The organism is Ignavibacteriota bacterium (assembly GCA_016212665.1).
Lineage (GTDB): Bacteria > Bacteroidota > Ignavibacteria > UBA10030 > SZUA-254 > FW602-bin19.
Genome location: JACREZ010000002.1, coordinates 1 through 14,147, shown reverse-complemented (window position 1 = coordinate 14,147; position 14,147 = coordinate 1). Strand labels below are relative to the sequence as shown.

At 40.8% G+C, this 14,147-nt stretch carries 5 protein-coding genes; 2 read left to right on the top strand and 3 right to left on the bottom strand.

The window, feature by feature from the left end:
- Positions 1-139: 139 nt before the first annotated feature.
- Positions 140-3,343 carry a CHASE3 domain-containing protein gene (locus HY960_00155; protein ID MBI5214144.1) on the bottom strand — a complete coding sequence of 1,068 codons (3,204 nt, stop codon included), beginning with the start codon at positions 3,341-3,343 and terminating at the stop codon, positions 140-142.
- On the opposite strand from HY960_00155, the gene HY960_00150 reads away from it, so the two are divergent.
- Positions 3,338-3,574, top strand: coding sequence for a hypothetical protein (locus tag HY960_00150; GenBank protein ID MBI5214143.1), 237 nt, complete (start codon positions 3,338-3,340; stop codon positions 3,572-3,574). The two genes, HY960_00155 and HY960_00150, sit on opposite strands and share 6 nt — an antisense overlap.
- A gap of 216 nt (positions 3,575-3,790) precedes the next feature.
- Here HY960_00150 and HY960_00145 read toward each other — a convergent pair whose 3' ends face one another.
- On the bottom strand, positions 3,791-7,192 hold the full coding sequence (locus tag HY960_00145; GenBank protein MBI5214142.1) for a T9SS type A sorting domain-containing protein: 3,402 nt from the start codon (positions 7,190-7,192) through the stop codon (positions 3,791-3,793).
- A 318-nt stretch (positions 7,193-7,510) separates the two neighbouring features.
- Positions 7,511-9,223 (bottom strand): T9SS type A sorting domain-containing protein, encoded by a 1,713-nt coding sequence (locus tag HY960_00140; protein ID MBI5214141.1) that lies wholly within the window; start codon positions 9,221-9,223, stop codon positions 7,511-7,513.
- A 282-nt stretch (positions 9,224-9,505) separates the two neighbouring features.
- Between HY960_00140 and HY960_00135 the strand changes: the two genes are divergently transcribed.
- Positions 9,506-13,858, top strand: coding sequence for a T9SS type A sorting domain-containing protein (locus HY960_00135; protein ID MBI5214140.1), 4,353 nt, complete (start codon positions 9,506-9,508; stop codon positions 13,856-13,858).
- The last annotated feature ends 289 nt before the right edge of the window (positions 13,859-14,147 follow it).

Genomic DNA, 14,147 nt, shown 5'->3' with positions numbered 1-14,147 from the left:
AAAGCAGGAATCCATTCACTTTCGACGATTCTGGATTCCCGTTGGCACGGGAATGACAAGTGGAAAGACTTTTGAGACAACCTCTTTTGTTATGTTCCGCAATCGCATCCCAAAGAGATGCCTTTGGCAAAGATTGTGGTTACGATAATACTTCTCCTACAATTTTGAGAAGTTCCTTCACGTCAATTGGTTTTGTAATGTAATTTCGTGCGCCGGCGGCGAGCGCCCGCTCTACCTGCGTGTGGGTTGCATCGGCGCTCATGAAAACGATGGGAATTTCTTTCGTTGTCGTTTCTACTCGCAATTGCTTAAGAACTTCTATCCCGTTAATATCCGGCAAGTGCATATCGAGTAAAACCATGTCCGGTTTATGTTGTTTTGCCAAATCTATTGCCATACGACCTTGCATCACGGTGATTAATTTTAATCCGGGCAGGCGTCCGAAAATCTTTTCTGCTAAATGGATGTTGGCGAGATTATCTTCGACATACAAGACTACCCCTTTTTTTACTTTCGTCTTTGATTTCAAGTACTCCTCAACCTCCGCCAGGGCGAATGATTCCGTTTGCTGTGTGGTTAACTGCAAATCGAACCAGAACGTACTTCCTTTTCCGACTTCACTTTGCGCGCCAATTCGTCCACCCATTGCTTCAATTAACCCTTTGCTCAGTGCAAGACCAAGACCTGTTCCTTCAACATTTTTCGTGTCAGATTCTAACCGGTCAAACGCAACAAAGAGTCGGTTCATCTTTTCGGGCGGGATACCTTTTCCGGTATCGGTTACCCTCAGATGTAAGTAGCCGTCGGTGAGTAAACTTGTCGAAATAGAAATTGCTCCATGCTCGCGATTGTATTTCACAGCATTGGAGAGAAGATTGAGAAGTACTTGTTGGAGCCGTTGCAAGTCGGCGGTGATATAAATATCTTTTGAAGATGGAAGTTTGACATCAATGGTGATACCACGTTGTTTGGCGAGCGGCTGGATAAGGTCCACCGCAGGGACGAGCGCGTCATTCAAAAGCACTGTCTCAGGAGAAAGTTTCATGTTGCCTGATTCAATGCGGGAAATATCAAGCACCTCATTGATAAGGTCGAGGAGGTAACTGCCGGATTTCAAGATATGCTTTACATTCTGCTGTTGACCCAAATTGAGTTCGTCAAGTTCGAGCAGTTGTGCAAATCCTAACACGGAATTCAAAGGTGTACGCAGTTCATGGGACATACGGGAAAGAAACTCGGACTTGGCTTGGTTGGCGCGTTCGGCGATTTCACGTGCCAAGCGGTCTGCTTCTGCCTGTTTTCGTTCCGTAATATCCTGAAACGTACCGAAGAGCCGTACACATTTTCCTTCGCGGAACTCCGGTAGCCCTTGCGCACGTACCCAAATATTTTTCCCTGAAGCAGTAATAAAGGGGAGTTCCAAATCCCAGGGTTTTCCATCACGAATTGCATTCTCCACTGCTTCGCTAATTACGGGTTGTGCTTCGGGCGCGTAGAAATTAATGGCGCTTTCTATGTCAGGTTGTACGGAAGGGTCCACTTCGTGAATATGATACGTCTGTAATGACCATTTCGGTTTCATTGTTGGAACATCAATCTCCCAACCGCCTACGTTTGCAATCTTACCTGTTTCGAGTAACATCGTTTCGCTTTGTTTCAACGCTTCTTCGATTCGTTTTCGTTCAGTGATATCGAGGATAGTTCCGGTCAATTGTTCACCAACGATTCTGGCGCTCACCAATACCGTGAGAGGTTCTCCGCCTGCTGTTAATACGACGTTTTCAAAATTTTCAACTTTCCCATCGCTCTGTAATAATTGAAGAAATTGTTGTCGAAGATTCTGGTCTTTCCACCGCGCTACTGCTCCACTTCGAATCATCGCTTCACGTGAATCAAATCCCATCATACGTACTACTGTATCGTTCACGTACAGAATTTCCCCTTTCAGTGTTGAAGAATAAATACCAATCAGCGCGTTATCCGCAAGGTCGCGATACTTTTGTTCTGAGACGGTAAGTTCTGCCGTCCGTGCATTCACTCGGTTTTCAAGTTGATTGTTCAGAACGTGAAGCGCCTCTTCTGCTTTTTTCCTTCCTGCAATATCTCTTTTCACGATAATAAAAGTAATTCCCAACAACAGCATCTGCACTACAAGACTGATATATATAACAACCTTGTTGCGCTCTGCTTGTAGGATTGCAATTTCATTTCTCATCCGCATCAACCGTTCTTCTTCTGTAATCATTGCCGCAACATAACTGCGGATGCTATCCGACAGCATCTTTCCTCTATAGGTTTTAAACAATGCACGCGCTTCATTTTCACCCTTCACCTTTCTCAGCGAGACTACCGAATCGGAAAAGGCAAGCCGTTTTTGAATCATCACTTCGAGCGTGGTGAGCGTTTGCTCTTGTTTCGGGTTATCAAGTAGTTGTTGATGTAAATCCTTCAAAAGTTCGGGAAGTTCACGCGAAGCAGTTTCACGGGGAATCAAGAACTCTTCATCCCCCGTAATCACATACCCGCGCCCACTTGATTGAACATCGAGAACTTGGGAGAGAACGAGTCCAAGTTTATTTATGACCTCTTGTGTATGTTCGACCCAACTATTGGCACGTACAAGAGAGGTTACACCAGAAACAGAGAGGAACGAAATGTAAATGATAAGAGCGCTGGTTACTGTAAGTCCGGCGAAGAGTTTTTGTTCTACCGTAACCCGTCTGTGTTGTTGCGCGTATGCAGTGAAGAGCATGCCGAAACAAAGAATGATAAACGTTCCTGCAGTATGAAAAGCCATTTTTGTATAATCATGAAAGCCGGCAAATTCAACGAACCCGGTTATATACCCGGCAAATCCGATAATACTGACGGAGACAGAAAAGATGATAAGAAATTCAACAAGAAAATTATCACGGAATCGTTGAACAGTGAGAAAGATGAACGCAAATCCAAGGAGCAAAAAATTTAACGCAGTTGTCGGAGCCAATCTTCCCGGGTGAATAGTTTCAACTGCACCGCCCGGTTCCTTAAAAAGTATCTCATCGAGACCGATATTCCAATCGAAGAGATATTCGCATATGGTGAGGAAGCCTACCGATGCAATCACTATCGCACATAATCGTATGATTGCTTTGTTTTGTGGAAGGGACCGTTGCAGGAAGATGAGACATACTCCCGCAAGGAAAAAACATGCGGCAGTATTTGCCTTCATAGAAACTGTACCGGGAAGAACAGTTTTGAGAATGGCAATATCAAATTGCCAACCGGCAAGTACGAAAACCCCGACGAGAGTCGTTATCGCACCGGCTATGTATGAAAAAGTTGTGTAGGTATCTTTATGCATCGTTCGATTTTTCTTATCGGAATCTTTGCTTCTGTGAACAGAATTGTCATGTATGACGTCATCTTAACGATTACGGAATACGAAACATCAAAAGAACTCTTCCCGGGTTCGGATGATACGATGGAGGGAATCCAGGGTGATAAAATTATGCTATTGCTTTCCGAAGTTCCCATAGCGAAAATTATCGTGCAAAACTTAATAAAATTTTTCCACAATGTCAAGCATTTTTGATAAAAAAGTTTCCTTAAAGGAGGAAAACATTTCCTCCAAGGAGGGGAAGATTCCCTCCAAGGAGGGGAACATTTCCTCCAATGGGAAATGATCTTTTTCTCTTGAAATAAGGGAAATCAGAGTTTATCAACAAAAAAGCCGAACGATTGCTCATTCGGCTCTTTGTATTTTCAATATCTCCTTCAACGGTGGAAACACCGAAGAAGTTTGAGAGAGTTACTTCATCAAGAGAAGTTTTCTTGTTTCTTCAAACGAACCTGCCTGAAGTTTATAGTAATATATCCCGCTTGGGAATCCACTCGCATCCCACTCAACCGATTGTTCACCTGCTTCCTGAACACCATCAACAAGCGTTGCCACTTCCTGACCGAGAAGGTTGAAGACTTTTAATGTTACATAATTGTCAACAGGCAATTGATAATTTATAATTGTTGACGGGTTGAAGGGGTTGGGATAGTTTTGGGAGAGGGAGAAAGTATTTGGCAACATAGAGTTCCCCCAAAATATCAACGAGCTGTTTGCGATGGGAATGACGGAACGAGTTGTTCCCGTTCCGCTCAATGAGAAGTGTTTCCCATCTATTAATAAAATAGCAAAGGTTAAATTTTTGATGTTCCATGTAAATGAAAGTGGATACATGGCAGAGGAGATTCGTATAGGGATTTCTTTTCTTGTTTTCTTTTCATTTGATTCAACAAACTTGTTAGTTGTAAATCTTGCGTCAAATACACCGTCAGGAGGTAAAGGAGGAAGTTCGTATGTACGGGAAATTTTATCAGTTGTGAAATACAGTGATTGAGAATTTCCTGCTGCATCGTGAATCGTAATCTTGTCAAAATTATCTATTACTTCTGTCCGTGATTCTATTTTGGATATCAACGATGAAGAATTGAGAATTAGTATTCCATTATTAGAACTGTTTACCCAGTAACCATAAAAAGGTTTTAGTGTGTCTGCCTGAGTGTAACCGCGTGTATTTTCAAAGAAGGACCCATGAATAATATCTGATGGATAGGTGGTAATTGAATTAACAGAAATTGGCTCACTCAAGGACCCAATTATATTCCATCCTGCAGAAACTTCAATCGTGTCGGAATTTCTTGTTGTTCCTGAATAAGGCGCTGAAAAAATTCCATTTAATAATTTTATCCAATATCCTTTTCCTGGAATGAGAGAATCGTTTGCACGATATCCAGTCGAAGAATGGAAAGAAAACGCGTTTGAAATAGATGATGGAAATAAATTTGATACTGATTGATTTGAAAGATAATAGGGATTTGAAACGAGGTTCCAACCATGACGCATAAAATACGGAGGTTCAGGTAAGGATGGAGAAGAAGCGATGAGCAAAACTGACCCAATTGTATTGTCTGAAATTACTATGCTATCATTTGACTTTAAATTGTGGGTAATCTCATCGGGAAATTGAAAAAATACATCCCCATTGTACAATTCTTGAACTAATTCTTTCGACCATGTAAAAGTCACAGGATAACTTCCGCCTGTATAAAATCCGGTCCGAAAAATTATTTTGTAAGTATCAACTTGTGATGGAAGGTAGAAGGGTCTCATGTCAATCCAAGAACCACCCCCAAATTGAAAGTTCGAATTGGGTGGTTTTGTGAATCGCACATCAAATGCATCTGATAAACGTGGAGGCAACTCGTCTTCTCCTTCTGAATAATCTATAGTATGTGCAGAAGTGTCAACTCCCCAAATTCCAGGTGAAGCGCCTAAGCGAACGCCAAACCCAATTGACTGGATTCGGTTATAACTTACGTCATGGAAATTGAAAAACATTTTTATTCGTTCGGGAATTGGATGTACACCAAAATGAACGTTTGAATAATTATGATTTCCTCCTGAGATTTGAAATGTGTATGCTTCTACTAATCGAGGAAATATTTTTTCCCAACCTTGTGGAGGAAGAACCTGAACGCTACATTGGTCTGTCTCTTCTAAATAAAAAGTGTATTGACCAGTTGTATCCGTTTTGACAGTATCGTTCTGTGAGTCTAAAGAAAGACGCACGTTCCAATTTTCCATCGTTGAGTCTAATCCATCATAAGTACCGTTTTCATTTTTATCATTGTACACTATTCCACTAATGATATTCCAGTCAGGATTATATTGACCAAAATTAACATTTGTAAGTGAATCATTATGTAACAAATGAATTGTTGAACTTAGGGAAGTAGTATTTTGCCAAGGAAAAGGCAAAGGAGTCAACGTAATCTGATAAGTACCGGAATCCATTCCGGGAAAACGATACATACCTGAAGAATTTGAGACGACCTGTCCTTGATTATTTCCGGATAGTGTCACCAGACAATTTTTCAATCCTAAGTCGTCAGAGTTGTAGATTGTGTCCTGATTAAAATCTCTGAAAACTCTCCCGCTAATTGAACCACCCGCAGTTGTAAAATTTGTAAGAGTTAACCAAACAACTTGAGATTGATTGTAGTATGTAAATCCCATTCTACAGAAATAGATTGTTTTCGGAGTGAGATTGCTTAGTTGCAGGTAAAAGGTTCTGTTTTCTTTATCAGCAGAAAAAGTAACATCAGCAATCATTTGAGATGAAAAATTTGAATCTTTACTCACTTGAACAGTTAAATGAGAGATAGTTATTAATGGGTGATAATCCCATGTTAGTATTAAAGAAGAGGGCAACTCCAAATTTGTCATTAGCGGAACATTCATTTGACCATCTTGAGGATACGTCACTTGAATTGGAGAATTACATTCATTGATCGTGAGTTGCCTGATTAACCCAATATCCGAAGTGGTAATAATATTAGATCTGTTCATGAATGCAACGGAAAACCAATTGTAAGAACCATTATAGCTTTGTATCCAATTTGCACCTCCATTTGAAGTAGTTAGAATAATACCCTTCCCTGTAATAACTCCATGTAAGCTATCAATAAATTGTACATCATTAAGTCGTTTTGAAGTACCACTGTTTTGTTGTGTCCATGTAGAACCACTATTTGTAGTACGAAAAATACTTCCATTTGTAGATACAACAGTGCCGTTGTTTTTGTCGGAAAAAGATACGGCAGTAAAAGTAAGTGTAGATGTTAACTGAGTGGTCCACGTTACTCCAAAATTTGTAGTATTAATTATAACGCCTTGTCCAACCACTGTTGCATAAGATGAATCTAGTAACACAGCATCGTACAGAGTATTGCTTGTCCCGGTATTATGAGGTAAATTATAATACCAACTGGAACCACTGTTTGTTGTGAATGAAACTATACCGGAGGTTCCAACGAGGATTCCATAGTTTCTCGTAGAAAAGGCAATATCGTAAGTTGTATATGTGGTAGGTGTACTTCGATTCCTCCACGTGGATCCACCGTCACTTGTGGATAAAATTTGATTACGAAAAATAAAATAAACGGTACGTCGATCGAGCATTTCAACATCTGTGATAGTTTCAGAAGAAAATGAAAAACTGTTCCAATGTTTTCCTCCGTCGGATGTTCTATAAAATTTACCATAAGTATCAACGACAAATCCATTTAGTGAATCAGCAAATGAACCAAGTACTAAATTCCCACTTCCCGGTGAAGTACCATAATATTCCAAACATTGCGAATTCACCTTTGTCATTGAGAAAAGAGTGAGACAAATTGGAATGACTAAATGGAATGAATTTCTCATTTGTTCTTTATGAAGAATTGAAATGTTGTGGGATTTAGTAATGTACTCCCAACTTATATCAACCTAAGAAGGGAAAAATTGATGAAAAACGAAATTACCTGCTTCATAAAACTATCCTTATTTTTGTTGAGAAAAATTTATTGTTGCATGGGTGAATATAAGCCATTTTTTGCTAAAGTCAATAGGACTATTATAAAAATGAAAGCCGAATGATTATTCATCCGGCTTTCTTTGTATCGTTATAATTGGAAGAGAGGTATTATCTCATCACTTCATCAAGAGAAGTTTTCTTGTTTCTTCAAACGAACCTGCCTGAAGTTTATAGTAATACATTCCGCTGGGGAATCCGCTCGCATCCCACTCAACCGATTGTTCACCTGCTTCCTGAACACCATCAACAAGCGTTGCCACTTCCTGACCGAGAAGGTTGAAGACTTTTAATGTTACATAATTGTCAACAGGCAATTGATAATTGATAATTGTTGACGGGTTGAAGGGGTTGGGATAGTTTTGGGAGAGGGAGAAATGGCTTCCAATGTTCTCATCTGAATACTTTGGTGATGAAGTGTTGAAGAGACCATCAAGGGAAAATTTAGCAAAGAAGATATTCTCGTATTGTTGTGAGTAAATATTCGTATATAAAAATTGTTCATTGCCAGAAATAGTAGGTTTGAAATTTTTATCGTTATTATCTTGACAGAATATGTTTACTGGCAAATTAGCAGTTGTCGAATTATTATTATTTAAATCAATGGACGTTATTGATGAACTACCGTCTTCAAATATAAACAACTTATTGTTGGCAGTAAGGTAACTCTTTACTTGATTTCCAGAGGGGCTTTGAATTTCTTTTTTCCACATTACCTTTTTCTTCTGAGTATTGAATTTCATAACCATAATTTTTGATTTAAAATTTCCTACTTCATTAATCAATCTTCCTTCAGAAACAGTACCCACGAGATAAACATTATTATCGTTACCTACAGTAAAGTCATGAAGATTCGTACCTACTTCAAATTTTGAATATTCATCATCGTAATTCTCTAACATATACCCGTCCCCAAAATAATTGAATTTATTAATTCTCATTTTTGCAGTAAGGAGATACCAATTCCAACCTTCAGTACGTTTGAAATCATATTTTCCGTGTTTATTTCTTGTTGTAATTTCGACAAGATTATCTGCCGGAATAATTGCCATTCCGTTTGAAAATTCATAGTCGGTTCCAAAAAAATGTATATATGTTTGATTCACTAATCCCTTATTATCATAATTGGCTAAATAATTCCATCCCCTGTAAGCAAAAAATTTCTTATTAATAATATTTCCTGTTGTACCGTTAAACGTAAACGAACTGATTGAAGCGCGGGATTTTATTTGCCGTTTGGTACCAGTTACTTTTTCTTTTCTATTTTCAATCGCATTCATGATCACCCAAATTTTTCCCGACTTATCCATCTTCGGAGCTAATGGATAAATATATTCCGGGTCTTGAATTGGGATGAGTGGAATTGCCGAACGAAAAATTATCTCCCCAAGTGAATTAATTTTATATAATGTATCCCTTTCGGTCGTGCGGTTTGAGGCGACACTAATTGTGAGTAAATGTCCGTCCGGGGTGAGTGAACTTTTATATGAGAATCTTCCTCTGACTTGATTCTTCCATAGAATATCTCCCGTAGAACTTACAAACGAAATACTATCAGGCAATCCCAATAAATTGTTATACGCATAATAAAATACATATACTCCTTCTGTTGTGGGAAGGAGTTGATGGATGCTGGGAAGTGAACTAATATTCCAAATTATTTGACCGTCATCCGAAATTCGTTGGAGATTGGTAAGTCCCCCACTATAAAAATCGTTTTGAAAACCCTTTATGACCTTGGTTTCATAATTAACTCTCCACATTTCAGTCTGTGCGGATGCGAGAAAAGAAAACAACAACATGATGATGAAAAACGAAATTACCTGCTTCATAAAACTATCCTTATTTTTGTTGAGAAAAATTTATTGTTGCATGGGTGAATATAAGCCATATTTTTACTAAAGTCAATAGGAAAACTACAAAAAATGACATTTTTTTTCTGATTGTGATTTAGACGTGGGTTCATAAATCCCCAAAAAATAAATACAATCTTTATTGCCATTCTCCCCAAACCAAAGTATATTTGCACCGTCTGTAGGTCGAGATTTATCTCGACCAATCATTAGGACGAGATAAATTTCGTCCTACATTTTATCCATGAAAAAGGTATTGCCATGAAAAAGAATTACGTCATTTCACTTTGTCTCATCATTTTCTGTTGCTCGTTCTTTTCAATTTCATTTCTCAATGTCTCCTTTGTGAAAATCCATCAGCCACCGAAACAGAGTTCGCGTTCTGGCGCGATGGAGGCATTAGATTTCTGGTCACGTGCCCGCGCATATCCTGAACTTGATGTTCCGGCTGATAAATATTTCAAAGCATATCAGTACGATAAAGCAAAGTTCAAACGAAGCGACCGGCAAACAAACGCGGCAGGAATATTTGAGCCGCTCGGTCCGCTCGATTTGCAAGGTCGTTCGCTGAGCGTCGCTGTCAATCCACAAAACTCGAACACGATTTATCTCGGTTCGGCAAGCGGCGGGTTGTGGCGTTCCAACACGATGGGACTGGAACATGATTGGTGGCAGGTTCCACTCGGTCATCCGGCGCTCGGTATTTCTTCCATTGTTATTGACCCGCTCGATACAAACGTGATGTATCTCGGAACAGGAGAAGTGTATCGGTACCAAGGTTCATTCGGCGGCATCACCATTCGGACAACTCGAGGAAGCGTTGGCATCGGCATTTTGAAAACAACCGATGGGGGAGCAACATGGACGAAGAGTTTGGATTGGTCATCGAACCAACAACGGGGAATTCAGAAAGTCATCCTCAATCCGAAAAATCATAACAGCGTGTGGGCAGGAACGACGGAAGGAATTTATTTCTCATCGGATGCAGGCGCAACATGGAATCTGAATTTGAATTTGCCCTACACCTTGGTGAATGATTTGTTGATTCATTCAAACGATACGAACAAGATGATTGCATCGGTCGGGAATTTTAAGACCACGGGCTTTGGCGTGTATCGCTCAACCGATGGAGGAGCGTCGTGGAATAAGTTATCTGGTATTCCTGATTTTTCCGGCAAGACATTGCTGGGCATGTACGAATCGAATCCCGATATAATTTATGCAAGCGTTGCAGATAGCACAACCGGAGTCGGGCAGTTGATGAAGTCAACCAACTTCGGAACGACGTGGACTTCGCTTCCGACAAATGTTTATTGGGGCGTTCAGGGTTGGTACTCTCACTACATCGCAGTTCATCCGACGAATCCGAATTTGCTGTTTCATGCCGCAGTCGGAACTGTGTATTCTGCTGACGGCGGTTCATCATTCTTCGGAACGAACGGCGGTTATTCAGATAATCATGGCTTCGCCTACGACCCGAACAATCCCGATGTTCTCTACACGGCAAACGATGACGGTATTTATCGCTCGACAGATTTTGGGGCGACATTTACTGATATCGGTTTCGGAATGATGACCGGGCAATTCTATTGTGGCTTCTCCAACTCGTCTCAGGATTCTCTGCTCGCCATCGGTCAATCGCAAGACCACATTCCCGGATACATTTATCGTGGCTCGATGAATTGGGACAGAAGCGTTGTTGATGAAGCTGGCTGGACGGCAATTCATCCGACGAATGATAACATCATGTATGCGGATTCGCGATTCGGGAATGGTATTTACAGATCTACAAATCGCGGGAACACTTTTAACTACATTGCCGCTCCCTCAGGATTCGGAAGTTGGAACGCACCATTGATGCTCGCACCCTCTACTCCTACAACGTTGTATTTTGCAAAAGATAAAGTTTATAAGTCCACAAATTCCGGTTCGGCTTGGACGGCAACAAACAGCAACACCGTGTTAGATGGAAATCCGGCAGTCTCAATGGCAATTTCGTTTACCGACCCGAATGTAGTGTATGTCGGGAACGCGCCAATTTTTTCTCGTGCAAACATCTGGAGAACAAACAACGGCGGAACAAGTTGGACAGGTGTCGGAACGACTTTGCCCGACAGATACCCGCTCGACCTTGCTGTCAGTACGACGAACTCAGATATTGTGTATGTCGCACTCGGCGGATTTGGCGCGGGGAGATTGTACAAATCAACAAACGCAGGAACAAACTGGACAGATATTACTGGAACACTTCCCGATGTACCGACGACAGCCGTTGTTGTTGACCCGTTGAATACGAACAATGTCTATGTCGGAAATGATATCGGCGTGTATCTTTCCACTGATGCAGGAACGACTTGGTCAACCTTCAGCGATGGCTTACCCGATGCAGTGATAGTTGCCGACTTAGTAATTTCTCCATCGAACCGCGCGTTGCGATGCGTTACGCACGGCAACGGAGTCTTTGAACGAAAGATGTATGACGGAACTCCCGTTCCCGCGTTCGATTACAAAGCATATCAACTTGTAACTCCGTCTGATAATTCAATAATTACTATCGGTTCGACGCTGAGTAATTTCAAAGCATCGTTCCGAAGTAACAGCGGAGTTGCACAAACGGATTCATTCGAAGTGCAGTATAGAATTGTTTCCAGTTTGAATGAAGTATTTTCTTCAACCCAAAAAATAAAAGGAATGAAGGTAGGCGAAGTACGAATCATCAATTTTGATGGTTCATATACTCCGCCCGACACTGGAATATATACGATTCAAGCAATCACGCTTGCATCGGATTTGAATTCGAGCAACGACACGTTGACCGGAACGCTGACGGTTTCAACAACACCGACGCTTCCGTATTTCAGTTACAGCAAAAACTATTGTCCGTACACGGAAATTTCAGGAGGAACTCCCGGTCCGTACGGCGATGATGCACAAAAAGCATTTGCGTTGCCATTTCCTTTCACGTACGATGGTTACACGTACGACACGTTACAAATCAGCACGAACGGTTGGGCGGAGTTCGGCAAAGGCGCCGCTGGAACTGAGCGCGGACATTCTTCTTCAGGTCAACTTGGATTTTACTACAACTCCAACACAATTCTCGGAACGACGGAACGACCGAACAAAGTACTTGGACTTTGGTGGGATGATATGCACAGCGGCGATGCGAGTCCCGGCGGAAACATCAGTTATAAAACGGAAGGGACTGCGCCAAACAGAGTGCTCGTTGTTCAGTGGAAGAATGTAAAAGCTCATTACGAAGATGGGATTACAACATTACTGAATTTTCAACTTAGATTATTTGAAACATCAAACATCATCGAGTTTCATTACGGACCTGTTGTTTTGGGATTAACTTATGGAGCCGCCGCGATAGGTATCAAAGACCATCGCGGCGGAGATTATCACTACTACGATTTGTACCGGATGAATACCGGAACAGAGAGTGAGGTCGTTACGTCGTTAAATGCGCAAACAGATTGGCCCGGGCAAGATAGTTGTTTCAGGATTGTTCAAAATGCGAAGAGTGTTCAGGTTGAAATAAATGGTGGATGGGAACTCGTTTCTTGTCCGGTAATTCACTCAGATTATTCAGTCAAATCAATTTATCCGACCGGACAACAAGGTACGCTAAACAGATTTCTTTCTGGCATCGGGTACATACGAACGGATTCGCTTTATCCCGGTCAGGGAGCATGGCTTAAATTCCCTTCATCAATGAAGACGTATATAGTTGGTAATGAAATGCCAACTCTGGAAATAACACTAACTCAAGATTGGAATCTCATCGGTTCAGTTGACCATGAAGTGCCTCCGCCAAGCGATCCCAACATCGGGCAATTATTCGGTTATGATAATGGATATACCATTGCAACGTCTGTTATACCCGGAAAAGGATATTGGGTGAAAGCAAATTCCGCTGGGACAATTACACTCGGAGATGTACAAAAGAAAGAAAAAAGTGTGGCTGATGTTAATAGTTTTCCCTCGATAACTATTCAGGATAACAAATCAGGTCAGCAAAAATTATTCATTGCCCCGAAAGAAGAAGTGTTAAGTTTGAACAAGTATGAAATGCCGCCACTTCCGCCAACAGGAATGTTTGATGCGCGGTTCATATCAAACAGAATAATTGAACAGATTTCTTCCGAGAAGGAAAATGTTTTTCCGATACGAGTTTCATCTGCAAATTATCCGTTAACAATTTCGTTTGATGATGTTGCAGGCGGAATGAACGCAAAGATTCGTGTTGGTGAAAAAGAATTTCCGTTGAAGCAGGGAACTCCTGTCAAGATAATGAAGGAAGGAGAGGAGTTGGCTCTTGTTGTCGAACAGACAGGAACACTTCCGAATGAGTTTGCTTTATATCAGAATTATCCGAATCCGTTTAACCCAAGCACAGTTATAAGTTATCAGTTAAAAGTTAAAAGTTCGGTCTCTTTGAAAGTGTATGATGTGCTTGGAAAAGAAGTGGCAACACTTGTGAATGAAATTCAAGATGGCGGAGTGAAATCGGTGAAGTTTGATGGTAGTGCGTTGGCGAGTGGAGTCTATTTGTATAAACTGAAAGCCGGTGATTTTTCGGAAGTGAAGAAATTCGTACTAATAAAATAATTGAACTGATTCTCCATTCATCGGGGCTATCTTACAATCTCTTGAGATAGCCCCGATAGGATTTGAATGACTTGTTCAATGTACAACTGAGGATTCTCTCTTTCCAGAGGGGTAATAAAAATTAAATAGTAATGATATTGACTATAAAGAGCGTGTTGCCGAATGGTCATTGCGAGAAGAGGAATAAAACAAGTTTTATGAAATTATGTGGATGAACACACTCCGTACTATATTTACGGTACTTCTCAAGAGCAAGTGACAGTCGTGGAATTAGTGTTATTACCTGATT

Coding starts and splice junctions, on each gene's coding strand:
- HY960_00150 (MBI5214143.1), top strand. CDS start 3,338: ATGCATCGTTCGATTTTTCTTATCGGAATCTTTGCTTCTGTGAACAGA.
- HY960_00140 (MBI5214141.1), bottom strand. CDS start 9,223: ATGAAGCAGGTAATTTCGTTTTTCATCATCATGTTGTTGTTTTCTTTT.
- HY960_00155 (MBI5214144.1), bottom strand. CDS start 3,343: ATGCATAAAGATACCTACACAACTTTTTCATACATAGCCGGTGCGATA.
- HY960_00145 (MBI5214142.1), bottom strand. CDS start 7,192: ATGACAAAGGTGAATTCGCAATGTTTGGAATATTATGGTACTTCACCG.
- HY960_00135 (MBI5214140.1), top strand. CDS start 9,506: ATGAAAAAGAATTACGTCATTTCACTTTGTCTCATCATTTTCTGTTGC.